Raw genomic sequence first — 23,387 nt, 5'->3', positions numbered from 1 at the left:
AATAGTACCAATGGTACATCCGCATATGGTACCGCGGGCATATTCCCCTGCTTGACCACTCATCAAAGTATGTAATAATCGACCCGTCTGAGGAGTTATTTTAACGTTTACAAAAGGAGAAAGAAAAAAATGAAGAGGAAACCAAGCTTTATATTGTATGTACTTCTGATCATTGCGCTATCCGCCTGCAACCTGCCTGGCGGAGCCACCCCGACCCCGGATTTTGCATTGACGCTCACCGCGCAGGCGCAGCTGCTGGAAACCGGCACCCCCGCACTCGTTCAGGAGACGGCAACGCCGGAGCTCACATCCGCGCCGGACTCCACCCCCACGCCCTCCGTCCCAACTGTGAACGTCAGTGTTAACACGAACTGCCGTACAGGTCCGAGTACACAGTACGATAACATTGATAGTTTGCTTATTGGGCAAACCGCAGAAATAGTTGGAAAAAACACGCAAACAGGTTATTGGATCATTAAGAGACTCAATGGTTCAGGTACATGTTGGCTGTTCCCGCAATATGCAACTGTGAGCGGAAACACGGCGAATTTACCGGAATATCCTGTTCCGCCGACGCCAACTCCGTCATCCACACCGACTGCCACAACCACGCCCACCCCGTCCGCGCCTGCGGCAGTAGACAACGTCACCATGAACATGGCATGCCCCAACGCCATCCACTCCGGCACGTTGCAATGGGAGGATAAATCCAATAACGAAGACGGATTCAACATCTATGCGAATAGTGTACTGCTTGCCAGTATTCCAGCAAACAGCACTTCATACAATGTGGCATCCGCACCCGGCGGTCCATTCCTGCCGGGAATTGCATCCATCTTTGAGGTCGAAGCCTTTAATGCTGCGGGCAAGGCGTCTAAGAAGAGCGTAACAAAGGGCTGTCCGTAGGGCAATCTTGATAGGCAGGAATAACCACCTCGCGGGTGTACACCTGCGAGGCGGTTTTATTGTGGTAATGGCAGCGTTTTCCCAGTACCAAGGACTTCAGGAGAATAGTACCAATAGCACATTCCACGCATTGACCTGTAATCACATTATGTCATAATAGGTTCATCAGAAAGGAGCAAAATAATGTCACGAAGAAGACTTACTCCAGTGGCATTCCTGCTGGTGATCATCATTTTATCCGCCTGCAACCTGCCCAGTGGGAACGGCACCCCGACCCCGGATTTTGCATTGACGCTCACCGCACAGGCACAGCTGCTGGAAACCGGCACCCCCGCACTCGTTCAGGAGACGGCAACGCCGGAGCTCACATCTACTCCGGAATTCACGCCGACGCCTTCGGTGCCGACCGTGAGCGTCAGTGTCAACACGAACTGCCGTACGGGTCCGGGCACGCAGTACGACCTGATCGGCGGCTTGAACGTCGGGCAAACGGCTGAAGTGGTCGGTAAAAATTCGTCCACGAATTACTGGATCATCAAAACCCCCGGCGGATCCGGGAATTGCTGGCTGTGGGGTCAGCACGCTACCGTGGCCGGCAACACCACCAATCTTCCGGAATATCCCGTTCCGCCCACACCCACCCCCTCGCTGACGCCGACACCATCCATTCCTGCGCCAGTCAATAACCCAACCATTACCAAGAACTGCGTCATGATCAATCCCGTCCCGCCACAAACCTTCCTTTATCAGGGTGTTTTAAATTGGGAAGATGAATCCAACAACGAAGATGGATTCAATATCTACCGTAATGGCGCTTTACTGACCAGCGTTCCAGCAAATACCACTTCATTTAATCTTCCGCCGTTTGGTCCTTTCCCGATCAATCTGCCCGTACAATACGGTGTAGAGGCATTCAATGCAACAGGCAAAGCAGCCATAAAGGTCGTGATTATGACCTGTCCATAGAAAAGAAAGTAAAAAGCCTTGCGGAGCAAGCTCCGCAAGGCTTTTTGTAAATCCCAAATCGTCAGTCCAATATTGACTTAAGTTCCCTCTTCCCATGAGCTGAGGTACTTCAACTGTTCGTCGGTGAGGATGTCAATGCGAATGCCCATGGATTCAAGTTTAAGGCGGGCAATCTCGTTATCAATGTCGGTCGGGACCGAGTAGACCTTCTTCTCAAGTTTGTCGGCATTCTTCGCCATGTATTCAGCGGATAATGCCTGGTTGGCAAAGGACATGTCCATTACGGAGGCAGGATGCCCTTCGGCGGAGGCGAGGTTGATCAGGCGTCCCTCGCCGAGGATGTTGATCTTGCGCCCATCCTTGGTGGTGTACTGTTCAACGAACGGGCGGACAAGATTCGGCTCGCCCACGCTCATTTTCGCCAGTGCGGGAATATTGATCTCGACATTGAAGTGACCGGAGTTGGCAACGATCGCGCCATCCTTCATTAATTCAAAGTGCTTCTTATCCAGGACATTGATATCACCCGTAACCGTGCAAAAGATATCGCCAATTCTGGAGGCGCTGTCCATCGGCATGACCTGATAACCGTCCATGACCGCCTCGAGTGCCTTCATTGGGTCGATCTCGGTGACGATAACCTGGGCCCCCATGCCGCGGGCACGGGAGGCGAGACCACGCCCACACCAGCCGTAGCCGGCCACGACGAAATTCTTGCCAGCCAGCAAAACATTGGTGGCACGGATGATGCCGTCAATGGTGGATTGGCCCGTACCATAGCGGTTATCAAAAAGATGCTTGGTGAGTGCATCGTTCACCGCAATGACGGGGAATTTCAACACACCATCCGCCTCCATTGCCTTCAGGCGGATCACGCCGGTGGTGGTCTCTTCAGTGCCTCCGATGACGTTTTTGAGCATCTGCTTGCGTTCATCGTCCTTGAGTCCCTTTGCCCAAGCCGCAAGGGACGGTTCGAGTTTTTCAAAGCGACCCATCTCAATAAAGAACAGGGAGGAAACCAAATCGGCGCCGTCGTCCATGGTCATATGGGGCTTGTGTTCCAACGCGGCGCGTATGTGTTTGAAATAGGTTGTTTTGTCTTCACCTTTGATCGCGAAGGTGGGGATTTCAAACTGGTTCACCAGCGCAGCGGCCACATCGTCCTGTGTGGAAAGCGGATTGGATGCGGTCAGGACGATATCCGCACCGCCATCCTGGAGTGTCACCATTAAGTTCGCAGTTTCAGTGGTCACATGCAAACAGGCGGAAACACGCAAGCCTTTGAGGGGTTTTTCCTTCTTGAAACGCTCACGGATTGAGCGCAGGACGGGCATTTCGCGTTCCGCCCAATCCATGCGGCGGCGGCCGCCTTCCGCCTGATTTAAATCCTTCACATCGTAATTGTTCATTTATTGCTCCTTCGATATTCAGTGTACGGGAATCGTATCTCGTTGGTCTTTCGGGAAAGCAGGCCGACTCCCAACGCCTGATTCCCAATCCTTAATACTTCAACAACAGGTCCAGCCTGCCGCCGTCATCGAAATGACGGCGGAAGCGTTGGACAAATTCATCCTTTGTATAGGAGTGATTCTGCGTGCCGCGTTGTTCGAGGCAGTATACCGCGGATAGCGAGCCGATCTCGCCGCATAACTTCCAGTCGAAGCCATGGGCATAACCGGCCAGGAAACCGCCGCGGAAGGCATCCCCAACACCGGTGGGATCCACGATCTCCTCCTCGGGGACGGTTGGAATGTGCACTTCGGTATTATCCGTGTAAAGATCGGCGCCATCCTTGCCGCGCGTAATGACCAACACCTTCACGTGCTTAAGGATTTGCCCCATATCCCAGCCTGTTTTCTTGGAGATCAAACCGAACTCGTAGTCATTGCAGAACAGGAAGTACGCGCCTTCCATGTCGCGTGCAAGTTCATGCCCTTCGAGTCTTAAGACCTGCTGGCTCGGGTCGTACAGATATTTGATGCCCAGCTCACGGCATTCGGCCGGGAATTTCATCATTGCATCCGGCGCGCTGGGCGAGACGATGACCAGGTCTGGTTTTTGATCGAGCTCCTTCAGGGATTGGGAGGCGGAGTGCGCCATTGCCCCAGGGTAGAAGGATGCGATCTGGGCGGAATCAGTGTCGGTCGTGGCAAAGAACGAGGCGGTGAAAACGCCGGGCACGACCTGCATCAGGGACGTATCCACGCCTTTCGAATCCAGCCATGCGCGATAGTCGCCGAAGTCCTCGCCGACGGTTGCCATCACACGCGGTTTCTGCCCAAGCAGCGCCATGGTGTAGGCGATGTTCGGGGCGATGCCGCCGCGTTGTTTGGACATCGAATCGACCAAAAACGAGAGGCTGATGGACGCCAGGCGTTCGGGCAGGATCTGTTCCTTGAACTGACCGGGGAAGGTCATCAGGTAGTCGTAGGCAACGGAGCCGGTGAGCAGAATATCCATTTCGTTTCCTTGTCGCAGTAAATGGCGCACTCTTGCGAGTGCGCCATGGATGTCAAGCGGGGAAAGTTTATCACGGGCTTTTGTGAATGTAAAGTTTTTGAGCCGCCAATTTTGCGTGACCGCAGGCAGGGTAATGCATCATGTCAATCTCATGAGGAACACATTATTTTGAGACTTTGACCCAATCAAACAGCACCTCAACCGGTGGAACGAATGCCCCGTCCGGGCAATCTGCCGAGGGTCCGAGATGACCGATTTTTAATTCTGCATCAGAGACCGAGCCCAGATAGGCATAGACCCCTTCGGGCTGGCCGATCCAAAGGTCAAACCGTTCGCCTCGTGCTTCCACCTTCAACTTGAGATGCAACCTGCCACCCTGCTCAAGCGGGCGGATGACCGGCGAGACGGTTAACGGGACCAACTCGCTGACCTGCCCCATGACATCCTTTTGAAAGAGATAACCACCTTGCGCCGGGTAGACCCACAGAAGATACCAAGCCTTTTCACGCGTTCGCATAGTGAAACCAGCACCCACATCCAGGACGTCGGCCGGGGTACTGAAGGCGGTTTCGATAATGAAATCCCCATATTCATCACGAGACCAAGCGGCATCCCAGCCGCATTTGGAGAAGAAGGCAAAGCGATATTGACCGTTCTCATAACCCGCCTGGCTCTTCTCGCCGGGGCCGCCAAAGGCGGGCCAGCCGCTGGTATCGTTGCTAAAATCGTCATACAGCAAAAGGCCCTGCTCCCCAGGCTCTGCGATCATCGTTGGCGCTGGACTATCTGCAGAGGCAGGAGTGGTCTCTTGGGCCGGTCCTGTTTCAATGGTTTGAGGTGCGGGTTCCGCCGCAGGTTGAATAAAGATGAGCGCTGCCCCAATTCCGATCAGGAGCAGGAGAAGTACCAGCCAGACCCAAGCGGGCAGGGACCGCTTCCGTTTGGACACGGTGGGAGGTGCCTGCCGTGTGACAGGCACGGATATTTTCACATCCCTGCCGCAATTCTGGCAGAAGCGCGAAGCGGATGGAGTTTCCGCGCTGCAATGCGGGCAGGCGATGTTTTCCCTGCCAGCCACAATTTTCTTCTCCCGCATGGGCGCACCGCAATTTCCACAAAACTGCGCGCCCGCTTCGGTCTCGAAACCGCAGCTTGTGCATTTCATTGATTCCTCATGCTTTCATCAGTCACTGCAGTGCGGCGCACACGACTGCCAGCAGCCCCATTGACCGGAGATTTCACACCAGCAGCCGGGCGTACAGTTGCTCGAATCGTTCGACTTTTCCTTTACGCACTGGTAACTGCTGGAATATCCAACCCAATTGCAGGTTTGACCGGATGGGCAGCCATAGTTCCTGCAATCTTGTGGTTGGGTATCCGGTTCGGTCAGATTCTGCAGATCAAGTCGCAGGTCTTCCTGGTAATTAACCGCCGCACACCAGGCAAATACTGCCGGTGACTCGTAGTTGATATGAACCCCCCATGCATCCGGTATAAACTCCAAGCCTTCAGCGACTTCCGCGCTACAAACAAAGTCATCCATCGCAGCATCATGCCAGCAGTCTTCTTCAAAAGCTCCTCCCTTGATCTCGCCATTTTCGATCCAATCCAAGCCGATCCGAACTTGCAAGTTGACGGCTTTCATTGCCTCGTACAATTGAGCGAACTCGGGTTTGAACGTTACATAGACCCCATCGTCATGCGGGGTAACCTCATTGACAAACCGCTCGCGAAATTCATCTGCAAAAGCAGATGAATGGCCTTCCACTGGCATGAACATTTTCAGTTCTTCAGGGAGGCATCCGCAAGGGTCCTGGTCTGTGCAGTCAACACCTTTTGGGGCAATCGCGTCAATCTCTTCCTTGGACCAGGGAGCAGGCTCCGCACCCGCGGCAAGGTCCTGCCCGCAGGTGCCATCGCGAAAGACCTGCATGGAGGAGACATTGTCGTTGATGAGCAGATTGCTGCTCGGAAATCTCCCATGTTCTTCAAAATTCGAAAGCGAGGCGTTCAAACACAGGTTTGGTCCCTTCAAGCCCGGGTTCGCAAACAAATGCACCGACCAGCCCAGCGGTATTTTGATCGCAGACGCCTGGTTATCGAATCCTCCGGTGTTCAAGTCTTGAAAACCATCCCCCACCCGCTGGCGGTAGCCCGGGTCGTCGGTGTCATTCGTGCAATCAAAGCCCGCATTCCAATACAGGATCACCCCGCCGGCCTCCGGGCAGTATCCCGCTTCTGTTGACACTTCGGTTGAAACTTCCGGCGAAGCAAAGACCGGCTCAAGCGGGGCGGGTAGCGGGTCTTCAGAAGCGAACCTGAGCGGCAGGACTCCGCCTACTACCAAGCCTCCAATCACTATGAAGCCCAATAGTATGCCAAAAATAACCCAGGCCCAACCGGACAACCCTGTTCGTGCAGGAGACAGCGTGCGGGACGCTGCCAGTCCCTCAATCTTGTTTCCACAACTGATACAAAATTTTGCCCCTGCCAAGTTTGCCGTCCCGCAATTTGGGCAAAACAACGCCGTCGATGCCCCGCAATACCCGCAGACCTTTGCCGTGTCGGGAACTTGCTTTCCACAATTTTTACATTGCATGGTATTTTCTCCTTAAGGCACTGATCCCCGCGGCATACAAACTCCTTGATGACATGTGTAATCACCCATCCAATCACAGTCTGCAACTGAACTGCATGATATGCCTGAAAGAGGTTGCTGTCCCGATCCGCCCTGGTTCGAAGGCTGTTGAGGCGGGGCTTCGACAAGGCAGGGGTTTTCAGGCATGGATACCGCGCTGACAAAAACCGGTTCACTACAACCATTTACATGGACCTCAACCGGCTGAATGGACTTGTAATATTCAACAGGCACAGGGAAGGTGCAATAAAGCCTTTCATCATAACCAGATTCAAGGCCGCAGTTGCGAATCTCGGAATGGCCAATCTTCACCTTATATTCCCAATTGCCGTCATCACCCAAAACATCGTATGTCAATCCAGGAACTCCGCCAGGCATTTTTACATAAAATGTCATCGATCCACCACAACTTTGAGGGAAAAAGACGAAAGACATGGGAATATTCTTAAAAATATCACAACGAGCAGTTGAGGAGGCCGTAGGGGTTATGGTCGGAGGCTGCGCGGTGGGACTTGGTAAAACCGGGGAATTATCAGGCACAGAAACAGGCAGCTTGTCACTTACAGGCGGGAGGCTGTTTACAGATAATCAGTAGATCACGAAAGCACAAAACATGATTGATGTTGAATGACCTCAGTCGCACCCCAGAAGCGTTCAATGGCACGACTGAGCAGGAAAGCGACACGGCGCAAAGAAAGCCAGAAGCGATTGAAAGATTCTAACGGTGTTTTAAGCGCGGAGGCCAGATTCTGGCGCAAGGCAATGTACAGATTGAACAAGACAAAAGCCAAACCAACCAGCAGCAAGCGGATGACAGGATTACGGGTGGAAGTTCGAGCGCGCACCTGGTTCATTTGTCGGTAGCTCGACTCAATGCCGAAGCGTTGACGATAAAGTTCAAACACCTGGGCAGGCAAAATGCCAGAGGGCAATCCGGAGACGGCGTACGCAAACCACTTGCTCTTGTGTCGTCCATAGCGTCCTTTGGAATAGCGCTGGACGACCACCGCCTGCACTGTATATATGCCATATTTTGGGCTGTTAAAGGTGTAGGTGGTGACACGTGATTTACCTTGAAACAAAGTCCGCACACCGCCCGACTTGCCACGCACGGGAATGGGCGTTACGAAACTGACCTTGTGTTGGTCCAGAACCTTGAAAACCGGCTTGGAGCAGAAACCTTTGTCCAAAAACACCCGTCGAATGCGAAATTTGAGTGTTTTCAGGCGTTTCAGCAGCCAGCGGACGATGTCGGCCATATCCTCGCCATGTTCGATGAAGCGCAACGCCACAACGTAGCGCCGATGGTCCCGCACAATCGAAACCGTGGCGTAACCATGAAAATGGGTTGTCCCAGACTTGGGTGCACTGCGTACGATCTCCTTTCTGTCTTCATACGGCTGACCATGATATGGGATCAGGGTCAGGTCAATCGCCACATTGAAATCGCGTTTGCACTTCCATACACTGGGATGGAGTTGCCGATGAAAGATGCGGTTCAATCGGTTCTGCAAACCGGCTCGGTCTGGCAGCGACTGGGCTAATACTTCTCGCAGACGATTACCCGAAGGCGCATTCTGCAACTCCAGACAAGCCGATTCAATGCTCAAACGATGCACATTGGCGTATGCCAACACATACAGGATATCTTCGGCAGTGATCCGGGTGTTTCGCAATTCCAGCGGCAGGTTCTTGCGAACCACCGTCATGAAGGCATTCAGCACTTGCTCGGAACGAATTGTTCGGGTAATCTTGATTGTGGGCTTGGACATGGTTATGGGTTTCCTTGGTCGGAGCCAAGTTAACCACGTTCAAGCCTTTTCGTGAACTACTGATAATTGAAATTTAACCTGCTGGCTTTTACATTCATCACCCAACGCATCGGAACATGCAGGAATCTGGCACATTTTTGACAACGGAGTTACCTTACCCTGTATCGCATAGTTGCATTGAACACTCCTTACCGTCCCGTTATATATTTGAGTGATGCTCGGTGAGCCCGGCGTAGTGCCCACTGTGTATACTAAGCTAACAGTACCCAGGGCAAGGACTGCCCCCACTTTGAAGGCCCCACCGATGAAGCCGCCACCATAACTAGGACCTTTGGCTATCTTGAAACTACCGACCTGATTATGTGCAATTCGCCCAGGCAACTTCACAACATAATTTTTTGTTTTATTCCACGCTTTTTTCCAGAAACCCATGACATCCTCCTTATGGCCCAGATACATATTGAAACAGGGTGACACCACCATCAAGAACATTAACCAGTATGCGGATGGCCGTCGGCGGTTTATCACATATAAAATCTACAACATAAACCGGCCGTCCCTGGTAGGTAGCACTTTCTACAGTGCGCAAATCCAAATTTATGTCCGGATATTGCCTGACGGCAAAGTCAGTTGCCAGATGTATCGCGTCAGTTTCATTTACTTCTTCAACAAACAGCGCCGGGGCAATGCTCGAGTTTACCCATAGTAAACCCTGTCCCAGGAACCAACCACCTAGAACACTTAATACAGTGATCAACACCAAGGACCATAAGGATTTTATTAGGTTGCGCTGTGGTTTTCTATCAAACCGCGTATGTAGTAAATCCGATGGAATGGCCGCGGCGTTGTTGCCATCAATAGTCCCAGCGGAAAGAACCTCTCCGCACTCTTCGCAGAACTGTATCCCTCCCCGATTAACATACCCGCAATGGGAACAGGCGCGTTTCGCAGGTATAGCAGAAGATGGATTCGGCATTGGTTTCCCACACAACATACAAAAACGCGCTTCCGAACCATTTTGCTGCCCACAATTTGGACAAAACATCACTACTCCTCTCACTTTTCAACCCAACCATCCGGAAGACAGGGCTGGAATCACAAACAGCCATCCTTTACGGGTTCACCTTGCACCATATTGCTACGCTGCTATTTTGGGGCACTTATAATGGGACCGGTAAAAGGGACGGCTGTTATTTTCAGTTTTAATTATCGTACGGGCTTGTTTTCTATTTTCAAAGCCATGGTAGCATGGTTTTTTGATGATTTCAATATAACAAAACTCACAGCTTAATTACAAATTGCCGCATCAATTGCACATATACGACCTGTATTGTTAAATTCATAAAGAGGTGTTTGCAAATGCAAACACCTCTTTATGAACCATGCATCCTGTCATTTCAGGAAACCCTATTCTCCCAAAACCAGTTTCTTCAAACTCGCCTCAAACGGCGGATAAGCCACGCCGTTTTCCGTGACAATGCCCGTCACCAGCCGGTTCGGGGTGACATCAAAGGCGATGTTGCGGGCTTTTGCATTCTGCGGCGCAACGCGCTGGCCTTCGAACTCCAGGCCGAGCACTTCCTGCGGATTCCGTTCTTCGATGGGAATCAGATCGCCGTGCGCGAGGGAGAGGTCAATGGTGGAGGTGGGCACGACGGGATAGAACGGCACGCCGTTATCGAATGCCGCCAAGGCCAGCATGTAGGTTCCGATCTTGTTCGCCACGTCCCCATTGGCGGCCGTGCGGTCTGAACCGACAAAGCATTTCTGCACCTTGCCTGCCTTCAAAAAATATCCGGCGGTATTATCGCTGATGATCTCATAGGGAACGCCGTATTGTTCCAATTCCCAGGCCGTCAGCCGCGCTCCCTGCAAACGCGGACGGGTTTCATCCACAAAGACGTGAATCCTTTTGCCCTGCTCATGCGCGGTACGGATGACGCCCAACGCCGTGCCCCAGTCCACAGTGGCGAGCGCACCCGTGTTGCAATGGTGGATAATGGTATCGCCGTCATTGATAAGCGCCGCGCCATGCTCCGCCATGCGTTTGTTGATCTCGACATCTTCATCGGCAAGCTTTTGGGCTTCCGCCAAAACCATGTGACGAAGTTCATCCACGCTTCTTCCACCGCCGGCAGTTGACACAACCGCCATGACCCTGTCCAGGGCCCAAGCCAGGTTAACCGCTGTGGGGCGCGCCGCCTTCAACCTGGCGGAAGCGGTACCCAGGTCACCGAGCAGGCTGGAGGTCGAGAAGGAGACGGATTCAAACGCAGCCAGCGCAAGCCCGAAAGCGGCGGCCGCTCCAATGGCGGGCGCGCCGCGCACGACCATGTCCGTGATCGCATGCGCCACCTCGCGGTGCCCGCGATAGGACAGCACCTCAAAGCGCCCCGGCAAAATGCGCTGGTCGATCATCTTAAGTTCGTTGTTTTCCCAGAATACAGTCCGCATGCCATTATCCTTTGGAATATTTTTCGCGCAGTTCGATCAGTTTTGTCTGCGCTTCGGGCGGGACACGCTTCACTTCGCCAAGCATTTTTGCGCGCCAGTAGATTTCAGAAACATGCTCGATGCGTTCCAGATGGATCAGGGCCTCGTCGAGATTCTTTCCATACGTCAGGCTGCCGTGCTGGCAGAGCAGCATGGCATTATAGGCCTTCAAAAACGGGCGAATCACATTGGCATCCTCATGCGAAGATGGTGTGGCGTATTCGGTGATGGGAACATCCCCCAGCGTAAGCAGCACTTCGGGCAGCACGTCCACCGGAAAATCGAGGCCGGCAATTGTAAGCGAGGTCGCAAAAATGGGATGGGCATGCAGCACCGCATGGACATCTGCGCGGGATTTATACACTTCGAGATGCATCGGTGTTTCGGAGGATGGCTTGCGGTCCGACCTCGATGAAATCACGCCGCCTTCCAGATCGACGACAAGCATGTCATCCGGATTCAAGCGTCCCTTTGAAATGCCGGAAGGCGTGATGAGAATATTTCCATCCGCCATGCGCGTGGAAATATTGCCATCATTCGAAGTCATCAAATGACGCCCATAGGCGATGCGCCCGCACTCGATGATGGCAAGGCGCAGGTCTGATTCTGGGGAGGCAGCGGGGAAATTCAGCATGGTTGTGAGATTATAACTCGATTAATAACCCCGCTTGACGCGTCTGTCTTTTACCAGTATAAAAACAGGATGAAGTACATTCGCATCCTTCTCGGAGTTTGGCTGGCTGCTGTCATGGCGGCTTGTTCCGCCTTTCCGAACCTCCCCTCCATTCCTCCCGGCTGGACGTTAACCCCAAGCCTTCCCCCCACCCCTGAAGCGACATTCACACCAACCATCACGCCCACACCGCTCCCCACCGCCCGTGTCGGCGTGGGAGACATTGCCCTGTTTCATGGCGACTACGACACCGCGCTGCTGCACTATCAGATTGCCCTGCAAGACTCCCCCGATCCATTGATTCGCGCAGGCGCTATATGGGGACAGGCGCGTATTTATTTTGCACAGGAACGCTACACCGAAACGCTGTCTGCCTTGCAAACCATCATCGCGGAGTATCCGCAATCCCCGCATCTTGGGCAGGCGTATTATCTGCAGGGAATTGTGTATTACCGCCTTGAAAATTATCAATCCGCGGCGGATGCATGGCAGACCTACCTCGTCCTGCGGCCCGGGTATCTGGACGCCTACGTGCAGGAATTGCGCGGCGACGCGCTCTTCGGCACAAGGAATTTCGCTGAGGCATTGTCTGCGTATACCGCCGCCATCCAGGCGCCCGCCCTCGGCGATGATATCAGCCTCGATCTAAAAGTTGCATCCACGTACACGCGCATGGAAAAATATGATTCCGCGCTGGCATTATACGATGGGATCATTGCGCGCGCGCCCAACGATTTCATCAAGGCTCAGGCGATGTACGAGTCCGGGTTGGTGTATCAGAGCCTCGGTCAGAATGATGCGGCGCTGGAGAAATTCCGTTTTGCAGTGGAAAATTATCCGCTGTCCTATTATTCCTATCTCAGCCTGGTCGCATTATTGGACGGCGGCGGAACAGTCAGTGAACTGGACCGCGGTCTGGTGGATTATTTTGCCGGGCAATATGTGGTGGCCATCGCCGCCTTTGACCGCCACCTTTCATCCAACCCCGCAAATAACGACGGCACGGCCTATTATTACCGCGCGCTCTCCCGGCGCAATTTGAGTTTCTACGACGAGGCCTTGCAGGATTACACCACCTTTATCGAAGGCTATCCCGCGCATCCGCGCTGGGGTGACGCCTGGGGCGAAAAGGCGTTCATTCAATGGGCGCAAAAAGGGTTGTATTCCACTGCCGCGCAAACGCTATTGGATTTTGCGAACGCGGTCCCCAACACCACACTCTCGACGGATTATCTGATGAGCGCGGCGCGCATTTATGAACGCGACGGCCAATACGACAAGGCTGTGGAGACATGGGCGCGCGTGGCGAATGAATACCCCGGCACGCTGCAGGCTTCCAATGCGGTCTTCCTGATGGGCATCATTTATTACCGCCAGGGGAATTACACCTCCGCGCTGGAATCCTTCAACCGCAGTCTGGTATTGTCCGAATCTGCAAGGGATCAGTCCCGCGCCTTTTTATGGATCGGGAAAACACAGCAAAAACTTGGGGATGCAAATGCCGCCCAGACTGCATGGCGCGAGGGACAAAACCGAAACCCCGGCGGCTATTACAGTGAGCGCGCCAGGGACATATTAATGGAGCGTGCGCCGTTCCTGCCCGTGTCTTCGCCAAACCTTGCCTCGGACCTTTCCGCCGAGCGCCGCGATGCAGATACCTGGATGCGTTTGACGTTCGACCTCAGCTCCGATGTGGCCCTGGATGGACTCGGGGCCCTTGCCGAGGATGCACGCGTCATTCGGGGGAGGGAATATTGGGATTTGGGTTTGTACGAAAAAGCGCGTTTCGAGTTTGAAAACCTGCGTATCGAACTGGAAAATGCACAGGATGCCGTCGGGAGTTACCGCCTGACCCATTATCTTTTGGACCTGGGCATGTACCGCTCGGCCATCTTTGCGGCGCGCCAGGTCTTGACGCTGGCCGGGATGAACGATCACGCTGAATCCATGCTGGCGCCTGCGTATTTCAGCCGCATCCGCTATGGATTGTATTATTCCGACCTGGTGATTCCCGAGTCGCAAAAGAACGGACTCGATCCCCTGTTTACGTTCAGTGTCATTCGGCAGGAGAGTTTCTTCGAAGGTTTTGTCAGCTCGAACGCCGGTGCGCGCGGACTGATGCAGGTCATCCCGTCCACCGGGGCGCAGATCGCCGGGGAGCTCAACAAGCCGCTCAACTACACGGACAGCGACCTGTACCGTCCTGTTGTGAGCGTGATGTTCGGCACGCATTATCTTGCCAAGAACCGCACCTTGCTTAACGACGATTTCTATGCAACGCTTGCGGCGTACAACGGCGGACCGGGCAATGCGCTGCAATGGAAGGAACTTGCAGGCGATGACCCCGACCTGTTCCTGGAAAGTGTGCGCTTCGAGGAAACCCGGAATTACATCCGTAACATTTATGAAATTTATGTGATCTATAAAAGGTTGTACGGGGCGACTGAACCGTAATAATTTACCGGCAGGACATAAACAAAAAGATGAGGGACATTCGTTATTGGAAGTCCCTCATCTTTTTGTTCAAATCTCAAGACATCTCAATCCATATGCGCGAGAACGCGCTGGTGGGCCGTCTCAACGTCCATGTCCAATACGGAAACCAGTTTGTCCCTGCCCGTTTCACCCGCCACGATTTCCACACGGGATTTGGGCACGCCAAGCACTTCCGCAAGGAATACAACCAGCTCAAGGTTCGATTTATCGTCCACCGGTTCGGAGGCAAGATGAACCTTGATCGTCCCATCGTTCAACATCCCGACGATCTGGTTGCGGCTTGCGCGCGGCGTCACCCGCACCGCCAAGGCAGATCCGCGTTTGCCGTCATGAAGGACATATTTTCTGGGCATGGTTCACCTCGATTATATGGAAAGAAGGATGGAGATAAAAATGCGTGATAGGATTTCGACGGCAAAGATCAGGATCAATGGACTGAAATCGACCATGCCCGTCCTCGGCATCAGGCTGCGGATCGGGTTCAGGAACGGATCCACAATCCGTCCCAGCACCTCGCGGATCGGATGATAGGGCGGTAAAAAAAACGAAAGCAGCGCCGAAGCGATCACAATATAAATGAAAAGCTGGGCGACCACCCGTATGAACAAAGCCAAAAACTCAAAACTCATTCAACCTCCGTTTTATCTTCTCTCGGACCGACGATCGCCGTGCCCACCCGCACGAAGGTCGCGCCTTCCTCCACCGCTGTTTCATAATCGAAACTGGTCCCCATCGAAAGTTCGGAAATATCCGCCTGCGGGAACTGCGCCGCAAGGTAATCCTGTAATCGCCGCAACTTCTGAAAGTACGGGCGTGAAAACTCTGGCGTGGCGCCCAGCGGAGGCATGGCCATCAGTCCGCGCACCTTCAAATTTGGCAGGGCGATGACCGCTGAAAGTTCATCCGCCAGTTCCTGCCAGCCCGCTTCATCCCACGCGCTCCAGCCGCCTTTGCTATCCTCGCCGCCCACGTTGAACTCCAGCAAAACAGGCAATGTCCGTCCGGCTTCGCGGCAAAACCGATCCAAGCGGCTGGCAAGTTTCAGGCTGTCCAGGGAATGTAAAAAGTTAAAGTTCCCAGCCACGAGCTGCGCCTTGCGGCTTTGCACGTGACCGATCATGTGCCATTCTACCGCAGAAAATTCATGCAGGGATTGAAGTTTCATAACACCTTCCTCGGCGTAATTCTCCCCCAAAATTATCACGCCTGCCTCGATCGCCGCGCGCACCACCTCCACAGGCTGGGCTTTTGTGACCACGACCAGTTTGACGGATTCAGGATCCCGTCCCGCTTTTTTAGCGGCGGATGTGATCCTATCCAGCGTCATTAAATACCGTTCGCGGATGGATTCAACCAGTTCGCTCATAGCTTGATTGTACCCCGCCTCTTCCGCGGACCTCAAGCGTGTAACGCCATCAACGCGCCGAATCGGCCCGTTTGGCCTTTTTCCGCCCGGTGCGAGAACCAATCCTCCAGCTGACAGGCTGTACACAGACCCGAAACCTGAATCCGCTCGACGCCTGCGTTTTGCAGTTGAATCACATTTGCCGTCCACAGGTCAAGGCGTGTGCTTCCGTTAATGGTTTGCAAAATGCGTTCTGCGTCCCTTCCGTATTTCCTCCGAAATTGCGATGCAACATCCTCGCCGACTTGGTAATGATTCATGCATATGGATGGACCTATACCCACAACAATATGTTCAGGCGTACAACCGTAACGGGACTGCATCCCTTTTATGGCGCTCCTGGCTGCGCCTTTGACCGTCCCCATCCAGCCGGCGTGGGCAATGCCGATCACCTGTTTATGCGGGTCGTGGAATAAAAGCGGGACGCAATCCGCAAAGCGCATGAAGAGAGTTACCTCGGGATTATCGGTAAGGAGGATGTCCGCTTTGTGCGCGGGCTGATCGAGGGCGCGAGGTGAATCCGCGTGGACAATGTCCGTACCGTGGACCAGCCACACGTCATGGATGGAGGCGTGGGCGCGTCCAAGCGCGTCAAACGAACGGATACGATTCTCGACCACATGAGCGGGTTCGTCCCCCACCGATCCGCCAAGATTAAGCGACTGCCAGGGAGCGGGGCTTACGCCGCCACGGCGGGTAAAAACAGCCTGGGTTACCGAATTTGAGAAGATATCAAAGCTGTAATAGCGCAGGTTCCCGTGTTCATGAAAAGGCATTATTCCGAGGCCTGGTTGATTGCAAATTTTTTCATGTAATACTGGCGCGTTTCGCTCATGGATTCTTCGATGTTTGGATAGGCGAACCAGGCGGTTGTAAATCCAAAGAGCGCGCCTGTCAGCGTGCGCAGGAAGGGCGTGCTTTCACGGTATGGGATCAGGGAAGCGAACCAGTCCCAGTTGAACTGGCTCAACAGCTGTGAAAATCCGTCCAGGCCGATGGGAGCCACGCCGATCAGCAGCCAAAACATCCAATGCAATGATTTAAAACGGCGTCCCGTTGCGCCGAACAGCACACCGAATGCGAGCAGTGCAAGATAGATCGAGATGTCACGTTCGCACAAGGCAACCTTGTAGCCGACCGCGTCATCCCCGATGTAATTGCGGGCTTCAAAGCGGGTGAAACTGTAGGGATCGCCCAGATTGGCAATGCCGGTCACCTGCTCGAACGTTTTAACCCCGCTCACACCCGCCTCCGCCAGCGGATAAAAAGGCTGTTCGCCAAAGAGGAAAAAGGAACGGAAACCGAACTGGTGGCAGAGCGGTTTATATATTCGATAGATGGCCTGTGCGGGCAGTTCGGCGCCAGACTTCATCAAGGTGGGGGCGAGGAAGGGCAGGCCGACGTACAGGAACATGAATAAATTCAATACAAGCAAATAACGCCTGGCGATCCAGAATGAAACCCGGTCTCCGGGTGTCACTGTCTGTCCCTTCCTGACCCGCATTTTATATTCGGGGTCTTCCAATGTTTCCAGTTGATTTTTTCTATCCGCCGCGGCGCCGATGGTTGCCTGCAGTTTCTGGCGCGTGATGGGCGCCTTCAGCGAGTAGGGTCCGGCCTCCACGACGGGGATGATCTGCCCATATTTTTCCACAAGGGAATGATCGGAATCAATATCCACTTCGATGAGCCGGTGCGGATAGTGCACCTGAAGTTCGAGCAAATCTGCCTTGACTTCATCACAGAGCTTGCAGTCTTTGCGGGTGTAGAGAGTCACATTAAGCATGGATCGTTCCTGTAATAAGATACGTCCCGCAGGTTCGTGACGGGTCACGAACCTGCGGGACGGGGGAATGCATCAGGCGGCTAAATGCCGAAATCCACCCAGAAAAACTGGCCCTGCTGGGCAATCAACTCAAAGATACCGGTAAAAAGAAGCGCACCGACAATAACCAGTATCACACCCATTGCAATCTCGACATAGCGCATGACCTTGTTGTATTTTTTCAAGGTGATGGTCACCCAGCCAATGCCTAGAGCGGCGATCAAAAAGGGAATTGCCAGACCCGCCGAATAGAAGGTCAGCAGCGTGGCCCCGAGGGAGACCGATCCGCCGTTGATGGCAAGTGTAAGAATCGCGCCGAGCACAGGTCCCACACAGGGAGACCACCCCGCCGAGAAGAACACACCCATTAAAGCGGATGAAAGATAACCCAGTTTTGGATCGGGCGCCTTCTGCACGCGCGTATCGTATGAAAGGAATGGAATATGAAAGACACCGATCATATGCAGGCCGAAGATGATGACGACAATGCCACCGATCTTCGCCAGCCAGTAGCGCAGGTCATACAACAGGCCGCCTGCGAAGGATGCCGCAACCCCGAGCGTAATAAACACAATGCTAAAGCCGAGCACAAAGGCAAGGCCATGTGAAAAGGTCAGCCAGCGGCTGGACTGTGAGGTCGCGGCACCTGCCGCGCGTCCGCCGAGATAACCCACGTAGGCTGGCACAAGCGAGAAAACACAGGGCGAGAGGAAGGAGGCCAAGCCTGCCAGAAAAGCCAGCCCGATGCTGATTTGAGAAATTTCCATGAATGTCACTTTCAGACTTTTGAAGTCATTTGGGGAATCTTAAGCTGTTCCAAATTAGAACTTGGTTTCCTTCGAATTCACGATTGTGCCGTAATCGGGAAGGTTTCTGCGTTCCTCGCCGGCTGCAAGGGAAACATGGGGTGATGTCCAGCGGAAAATCCATTTTGCATCTTCAGGCAATACGTTGACGCACCCATGCGAACGGCGCTCGCCAAAAGCGTTATGCCAGTGCGCCCCGTGAATGGCAACGCCGCCTTGAATAAAGGTACACCACGGCACTGCCGGAGTGGAATAACCAGCCGCCTCATCTCCGGCGGTCATGTTCTTGGAGATGATCTTCCAGTGGGTCAGCAATGTGCCTGCCGGGGTGGCGTATGTTTCGACCACCTCGCCGGTGACGGGGTCATATCTCTTCCCGCTGGAAACGCGGCAGAAGAATACCTCACGAGTTCCCTCAAAACAGGACAATGTTTGATAGTCCAAATTCAACGAGATGGTCTTCTCGTTCGGGTCCACATCCGGGCTGATCATGGATACATCCGCATCAGTCAGGACCTTGAAGCCTGCGCCGTCCGCCCAGAAAAATTCGCCATATCCGCCGCCATACCCATAGCCGCGCCCGTTGGCGTCCTCGTTCCAACGATATTCCACAAAGCCATTGTTCTGGCGGATCTGGTCCATCCACACCACCTGGCCATAATACAAGCGCGGTGGAAATTGATAGTCAATATGATCCCTCAGCCACGGCGAAGCAAGATTGCCCTCATGCGCAAGATCCACATACGGAACGGTCACCTCCGCCCAAAAGCCGGGCAGTCCGGCGGGGATTTCCGTTATCGGAGTATTTGGACGGTTGCGCGTGGGCTGGACCACCGAGCCATAGATATAGCCCTGCGGCGTTTCCACATAGCGCTGGTTTGACAAACCGCCGACCACATTGCCGATCACCTCGCGCCCCCATTCCACGAGCGTATCCGCGCCAAGTTTGCCGATGGAAGTGTCAACGTTCGGATTATTGGTGGGGCGGCTGCGCAGGTCCACCCCGTTATCCACCACACGCCCGATGATCTCGCTGGCGGGGAATGGAGGCAGACGCTTTGGCGTATATAAGGATTCGAGAGCAAGGGATTTAAACGGCCGGAACGCCAGTGCGCCCAAACCGAACCCGGCCAGTTTTAGAAAATCACGTCGTGAGACCTCTGTTTTCATACGGCACCTTTTAAATAATTTCTGCGACAAGCATACCTTCAAATAAAACGAGCGTCAACGGCACGGTTAGAGCGCATTAATCTTGCAAATAGCCTTCCAGCGCCCTCAAACATCCTGCGCTCAATTTATGCCCCACTTCATCTTCACAATAGGTGACCTGCGCGCCAGCCTGTTCAAGCAACCCAATGGATTCGCGGGCACGGTCAATCGGAACCATTTCATCCTTTGTGCCGTGCGCTACAAAAATGGTTTTTCCCGCCAGCGTTTTTTTCATGATGTAGTCGTCCAGGCCGGATGGGACAAAGCCCGCCAGCACGCCCATTTTTCGAACACGCTGCGGATGAAGCATGCCCAGCATATTGACCACCGCCGCACCCTGGCTAAATCCCATCACATCGAATTGAGACGCATCCAACTTGACCGAGGCTGCGTACTCGTCAATAAGGCGGACCAATGCCTCGGCGGAGGGAAAAAGATCCTCGAAACTGGGCCTGCCCCACGTCCCGGGTTGAAGCGGTCTCCATGAATAGCCGCTTGGCTCAGCGGGATGCGGCGCACGCGGAGCAATGATCCAGTACTCGGGCGAAAGTCCACGTATAAAGACCCACATGGAATTTTCGTCGCCCGTCCAGCCGTGCAAAAGCAACAACAGGCGCGGATTTTCCGATTTCGACGGGCGGACGCGCAATGTCCATTCATGGAAGGCCGTGAGTTTGGTGTTAGTCGCGGTTTGCACGTTTTACGATCCAATCCAGCCCAAAGAAAGAAAGAAAAATTAAGGCAATGGGGACCAGCGCGCCGAGCAGGCAGAGAAATCCGCTGACTGCCGCAGCGAAGCCATAAATGACCCAGATCAAGCCAAGCCCGACGATGAACAGCAAAAGGAACGCACCGATCAAAATGCGTACATTTGTATCTTTCATGTATTTGCGAAGATCACGGGTCATTTATTTACCTGTTGCAATGATCGGTCATCCAAAAAGTTTCCTGCCCATGCGGGCATGCCAGGAAACCGCACGTTTGAGCTGCGGCAGGGCTTCCTCCAGCGCATCTTCGCCCAGCTGCGCGACATCTGCAATCACAACCTGATCGAGAATGCTGAGGTGTTGCACCTTGGGACGGATGATGACATCCGGTTTATCCAATTGCAGGCGAAAGTTCGCTACCGCGCGGCTGGAAACATCCACCGAGCGCAGGAAGACATCCAGGGATTGGGCCAGTGAGATGCGGGCAATACGCTCCACGATGGGCTTCGGCAAAATGCCCGGCACTGGAATGCTGTATCTGTGCACCGGAACACCCAATTCACCATTGAGTGTGACCGCCACAACCGGCAAATCCGGTGATAACTCACGCGCCACCGAGACCGGGACAGGGTTCAAGACGCCGCCGTCCACCAATTCCCAGTCATCTAGATATTGTGCAGGAAAAATCCCCGGCAGGGCAATGGTGGCAAGCACTGCATTCATCAGCCTGCCTTCGGCAAGGGTGACTTCGCTGCCGTTGATGATGTCCACCGTGCTGACGGCGCAGGGGATGTGGAGGTCGTCAAAGGTCTTATCGCCAAGAACGCGTTCCAGCATTTTGCGCACGCCAGCAAACCCAAGCAGGGACGGTCCATCCTCGGGGTCGCGTCCGTAGAGGTGGCGCTGGTCCACCTCTTCAAAGATTTTTTGTATCATCGCAGGCGGGTTGCCAAGCGCATAAAACACGCCAACCATCCCGCCAAAGGATGTGCCGGCGACCGAACGAATTTTGTATCCTTCCTTTTCGAGGCGGCGAAGGACACCGATGTGGGCATTGCCCTTGGCGCCGCCCCCGCCTAAAGCCAGGGTGATATCCATTTTTTCTATAAAACCTCTCTGTATTTCCTATGAATAGACAGGGTTGGAGGCGGGGATTATACCTTTCGCCATGGTCCAGGAATTCCTCCTATGAACTACTCGGGTCGCGGATCAACCAAACCGCCACACCTGCCCCCATGAACGCGGCAATGATCAATATCACGACCAGTATCCGTGACGAACCAGGGCTGGAGGCGGATGGCTCAATATTCTCCAGCACAGGGATCGTGGAATCCTGTAGCGGCATGGATGTTGCAGTCAGGCTGGCTGTGGGTACAACGGTTTCTGTAACCTCAAATGTCGCGGTTGATTCAGGCGCGGATGGGGCAGGTTGCGTGGCAGATTTCAACACGAGTAAATCCTGCCCTTGATATATGATCAAATCATCGCCAAGGTTGTTCAATGCCTGAATATTAATAATGGTCGTCCCGTAGGCAATGGCAATGCTCCACAGTGATTGGCCGTATTGTACCTTGTGCATCACATCCCCATCCGGGCGCGCCGTGCTGATCGTGACGGGGACCATGAACTGGCTCACCCCCGCAGACTCATTCCCCCCGCCTGGAACGCTGGTCAGAATGGACGGGGCGCCGCTTTGCATTTGACCGCTCCCGGTCACCGCGGCGGTATCCACGGCGTAATAATATGAATTGCCCGATTGCGAAATCCCCGCGCCGATATGCGTGAAATTTTGCGAGAGCATGGTATTCATATGCGCATCATCCTGCCAGCCCGGCGGGACACCGTTCCAGTCAAGGGGACCATACGTGCTCAAAATATTTTCTGCGCGGAATCCGCCGAGCGAGAGATCGCCCGCCAATGGAAAACCAAGGGCAAGCAATTGCTGTGTGTATGTTGTTCCGCCCGGACGGGCATGGGTCACATTCCCGGTTGCCGCCATGTAATCCGCCTGTGACTGGGCGGACTGCATCAAAATGGGATGATCCGCCAGCGTGGGAAGTCCATAGGAAAGACGCAGGCCATTCACTGCCGCGATCATCTGGGCAGGCAAGGTAATCTGCTCCGGCAGCGGGCGCGCGGAAACTTCCCCTGGCAGGGAAAGACTCAAGGTCAATAAAAGAAGTGTCAGGAAAATGATGCAAAGAATCGGTTTTTTCATAAACAAATCAAACTTAGGGTTCCGGTAAAGCCGTCTCGGTAAAAGTGGACGTTGGTTCAGGTGTATTCGTAAACGGTGGCTGGGGTGTATTGGTGGACGGCACTGCTGTCGGCTCCACCACAACAAAGGATAATACCAGAGTGGAGCCAAACATATGTCCGCCGCCATCCATCATGCGCCAATAACTGGTGTAGGTGCCTGGTTTTTTAGGCGTGGTTCCGCGCACCGAGACCTCGGCCCAGCTCCAAACCGCCACCTGCTTTTGGATGGCATCGCTCGAAGCTCCCAAGCCATCACCGGAGAGCAGCGTCAGCCTGTATTGGTACATCCAATTGCATGTACCTGTGTTTTGCACCTTCCAGGTTTTCGTGAAATCCTGATTCTTTTGCAGGGCAGTTCCAGCCGGCATGGTCACGTCACGGACAAACGCCAGATTGTTGCATCCATACGCCAGCACGTTTGGATTAACCGTTGCAGTCGGCAATGTGCCGCTGGCCGTCGGTGTGGCGGGTGTCAATGTGCCCAGCGTGGCGATATAAAAAATGAAGGTTGGCGTTGCCGATTGCGGTGTGACCGCTGGATACGGCGTAAACGTGGGCAGGGGCGTCATCGTTAAAGTTGTTGTAACCGTTTCAGGCGTAACCATGGCGGTTTGTGTCTCAAAAAAGGACGCCGCCATGGTGCCAACCGCGGCAGTTAATAGACTGTCCACGTCCATCTCACCCGCATCCGGATAGCCTCCACAACTTACGGCGAAAATGGAAACCAGCAAAAGTGTCAATATTGTTATCAGGTTCAATTTCATGCAGTGCC

General features: G+C 53.9%; 26 protein-coding genes. 4 read left to right on the top strand and 22 right to left on the bottom strand.

Annotated elements, in window-relative coordinates; all coding sequences use genetic code 11:
• Nucleotides 1-129 precede the first annotated feature (129 nt).
• Together QY332_08280 and QY332_08275 are read left to right on the top strand one after the other, a co-directional pair.
• A complete protein-coding gene (locus tag QY332_08280; protein ID WKZ37925.1) occupies nt 130-906 on the top strand; it encodes a hypothetical protein in 777 nt (258 codons plus the stop codon).
• 183 nt (nt 907-1,089) lie between these two features.
• Nucleotides 1,090-1,872, top strand: coding sequence for a hypothetical protein (locus QY332_08275; GenBank protein ID WKZ37924.1), 783 nt, complete (start codon nt 1,090-1,092; stop codon nt 1,870-1,872).
• A 77-nt stretch (nt 1,873-1,949) separates the two neighbouring features.
• Here QY332_08275 and ahcY read toward each other — a convergent pair whose 3' ends face one another.
• The 4 genes from ahcY to QY332_08255 form a co-directional block, all read right to left on the bottom strand.
• Nucleotides 1,950-3,281 (bottom strand): adenosylhomocysteinase, encoded by a 1,332-nt coding sequence (gene ahcY / locus QY332_08270; GenBank protein WKZ37923.1) that lies wholly within the window; start codon nt 3,279-3,281, stop codon nt 1,950-1,952.
• 91 nt (nt 3,282-3,372) lie between these two features.
• The gene (locus QY332_08265) at nt 3,373-4,332 is read right to left on the bottom strand and encodes a carbohydrate kinase family protein (GenBank protein ID WKZ37922.1); all 960 of its coding nucleotides are present in this window, start codon (nt 4,330-4,332) and stop codon (nt 3,373-3,375) included.
• Nucleotides 4,333-4,495: 163 nt separating this feature from the next.
• Complete coding sequence (locus QY332_08260; GenBank protein ID WKZ37921.1) at nt 4,496-5,497, bottom strand: zinc ribbon domain-containing protein; 1,002 nt, start codon at nt 5,495-5,497, stop codon at nt 4,496-4,498.
• A gap of 18 nt (nt 5,498-5,515) precedes the next feature.
• Nucleotides 5,516-6,679 (bottom strand): hypothetical protein, encoded by a 1,164-nt coding sequence (locus QY332_08255; protein WKZ37920.1) that lies wholly within the window; start codon nt 6,677-6,679, stop codon nt 5,516-5,518.
• Nucleotides 6,680-6,707: 28 nt separating this feature from the next.
• Here QY332_08255 and QY332_08250 point away from each other — a divergent pair, with 28 nt between their 5' ends.
• The gene (locus tag QY332_08250; protein ID WKZ37919.1) at nt 6,708-6,947 is read left to right on the top strand and encodes a hypothetical protein; all 240 of its coding nucleotides are present in this window, start codon (nt 6,708-6,710) and stop codon (nt 6,945-6,947) included.
• Here QY332_08250 and QY332_08245 read toward each other — a convergent pair.
• From QY332_08245 to QY332_08220, 6 genes are all read right to left on the bottom strand, one after another.
• Complete coding sequence (locus QY332_08245; protein WKZ37918.1) at nt 6,944-7,405, bottom strand: hypothetical protein; 462 nt, start codon at nt 7,403-7,405, stop codon at nt 6,944-6,946. The two genes, QY332_08250 and QY332_08245, sit on opposite strands and share 4 nt — an antisense overlap.
• A gap of 161 nt (nt 7,406-7,566) precedes the next feature.
• Nucleotides 7,567-8,742 carry a transposase gene (locus QY332_08240; protein ID WKZ37917.1) on the bottom strand — a complete coding sequence of 392 codons (1,176 nt, stop codon included), beginning with the start codon at nt 8,740-8,742 and terminating at the stop codon, nt 7,567-7,569.
• Nucleotides 8,743-8,781: 39 nt separating this feature from the next.
• Nucleotides 8,782-9,174: a hypothetical protein gene (locus QY332_08235; GenBank protein ID WKZ37916.1), complete on the bottom strand. Its 393-nt coding sequence runs from the start codon at nt 9,172-9,174 to the stop codon at nt 8,782-8,784.
• Nucleotides 9,175-9,184: 10 nt separating this feature from the next.
• Nucleotides 9,185-9,787 carry a zinc ribbon domain-containing protein gene (locus QY332_08230; protein ID WKZ37915.1) on the bottom strand — a complete coding sequence of 201 codons (603 nt, stop codon included), beginning with the start codon at nt 9,785-9,787 and terminating at the stop codon, nt 9,185-9,187.
• Nucleotides 9,788-10,149: 362 nt separating this feature from the next.
• Nucleotides 10,150-11,196: an S-methyl-5-thioribose-1-phosphate isomerase gene (gene mtnA, locus QY332_08225; protein ID WKZ37914.1), complete on the bottom strand. Its 1,047-nt coding sequence runs from the start codon at nt 11,194-11,196 to the stop codon at nt 10,150-10,152.
• 4 nt (nt 11,197-11,200) lie between these two features.
• Nucleotides 11,201-11,869 carry a class II aldolase/adducin family protein gene (locus QY332_08220; protein WKZ37913.1) on the bottom strand — a complete coding sequence of 223 codons (669 nt, stop codon included), beginning with the start codon at nt 11,867-11,869 and terminating at the stop codon, nt 11,201-11,203.
• Between the two features lie 69 nt (nt 11,870-11,938).
• On the opposite strand from QY332_08220, the gene QY332_08215 reads away from it, so the two are divergent.
• Nucleotides 11,939-14,362, top strand: a complete 2,424-nt coding sequence (locus tag QY332_08215; protein ID WKZ37912.1) for a tetratricopeptide repeat protein — start codon at nt 11,939-11,941, stop codon at nt 14,360-14,362.
• Between the two features lie 86 nt (nt 14,363-14,448).
• Here QY332_08215 and QY332_08210 read toward each other — a convergent pair whose 3' ends face one another.
• The 12 genes from QY332_08210 to QY332_08155 form a co-directional block, all read right to left on the bottom strand.
• Nucleotides 14,449-14,757 (bottom strand): DUF167 domain-containing protein, encoded by a 309-nt coding sequence (locus QY332_08210; protein ID WKZ37911.1) that lies wholly within the window; start codon nt 14,755-14,757, stop codon nt 14,449-14,451.
• A gap of 12 nt (nt 14,758-14,769) precedes the next feature.
• Nucleotides 14,770-15,033: a YggT family protein gene (locus tag QY332_08205; GenBank protein WKZ37910.1), complete on the bottom strand. Its 264-nt coding sequence runs from the start codon at nt 15,031-15,033 to the stop codon at nt 14,770-14,772.
• On the bottom strand, nt 15,030-15,770 hold the full coding sequence (locus QY332_08200; protein WKZ37909.1) for a YggS family pyridoxal phosphate-dependent enzyme: 741 nt from the start codon (nt 15,768-15,770) through the stop codon (nt 15,030-15,032). The genes QY332_08205 and QY332_08200 overlap by 4 nt, the downstream gene beginning before the upstream one ends.
• 32 nt (nt 15,771-15,802) lie before the next feature.
• On the bottom strand, nt 15,803-16,585 hold the full coding sequence (gene pgeF, locus QY332_08195; protein ID WKZ37908.1) for a peptidoglycan editing factor PgeF: 783 nt from the start codon (nt 16,583-16,585) through the stop codon (nt 15,803-15,805).
• Complete coding sequence (locus QY332_08190) at nt 16,585-17,595, bottom strand: DUF2085 domain-containing protein (protein ID WKZ37907.1); 1,011 nt, start codon at nt 17,593-17,595, stop codon at nt 16,585-16,587. Before QY332_08190 ends, pgeF begins: the two co-directional genes overlap by 1 nt.
• 80 nt (nt 17,596-17,675) lie before the next feature.
• The gene (locus QY332_08185) at nt 17,676-18,401 is read right to left on the bottom strand and encodes a cytochrome c biogenesis protein CcdA (protein ID WKZ37906.1); all 726 of its coding nucleotides are present in this window, start codon (nt 18,399-18,401) and stop codon (nt 17,676-17,678) included.
• Between the two features lie 54 nt (nt 18,402-18,455).
• Nucleotides 18,456-19,610: a L,D-transpeptidase gene (locus QY332_08180; protein ID WKZ37905.1), complete on the bottom strand. Its 1,155-nt coding sequence runs from the start codon at nt 19,608-19,610 to the stop codon at nt 18,456-18,458.
• 76 nt (nt 19,611-19,686) lie between these two features.
• Complete coding sequence (locus tag QY332_08175; protein WKZ37904.1) at nt 19,687-20,346, bottom strand: hypothetical protein; 660 nt, start codon at nt 20,344-20,346, stop codon at nt 19,687-19,689.
• The gene (locus QY332_08170; GenBank protein ID WKZ37903.1) at nt 20,330-20,557 is read right to left on the bottom strand and encodes a hypothetical protein; all 228 of its coding nucleotides are present in this window, start codon (nt 20,555-20,557) and stop codon (nt 20,330-20,332) included. Before QY332_08170 ends, QY332_08175 begins: the two co-directional genes overlap by 17 nt.
• 24 nt (nt 20,558-20,581) lie before the next feature.
• The gene (locus tag QY332_08165) at nt 20,582-21,454 is read right to left on the bottom strand and encodes a patatin-like phospholipase family protein (GenBank protein WKZ37902.1); all 873 of its coding nucleotides are present in this window, start codon (nt 21,452-21,454) and stop codon (nt 20,582-20,584) included.
• 88 nt (nt 21,455-21,542) lie between these two features.
• Nucleotides 21,543-22,574, bottom strand: a complete 1,032-nt coding sequence (locus tag QY332_08160; protein WKZ37901.1) for a CAP domain-containing protein — start codon at nt 22,572-22,574, stop codon at nt 21,543-21,545.
• A gap of 13 nt (nt 22,575-22,587) precedes the next feature.
• Nucleotides 22,588-23,379, bottom strand: coding sequence for an NBR1-Ig-like domain-containing protein (locus tag QY332_08155; GenBank protein ID WKZ37900.1), 792 nt, complete (start codon nt 23,377-23,379; stop codon nt 22,588-22,590).
• Between the last annotated feature and the right edge of the window lie 8 nt (nt 23,380-23,387).

It is taken from the genome of Anaerolineales bacterium, from assembly GCA_030583885.1.
Taxonomy (GTDB): Bacteria; Chloroflexota; Anaerolineae; order Anaerolineales; family Villigracilaceae; genus Villigracilis.
Note: the sequence above shows the minus strand (reverse complement) of the source record. Positions and strands in the feature narration are given on the sequence as shown.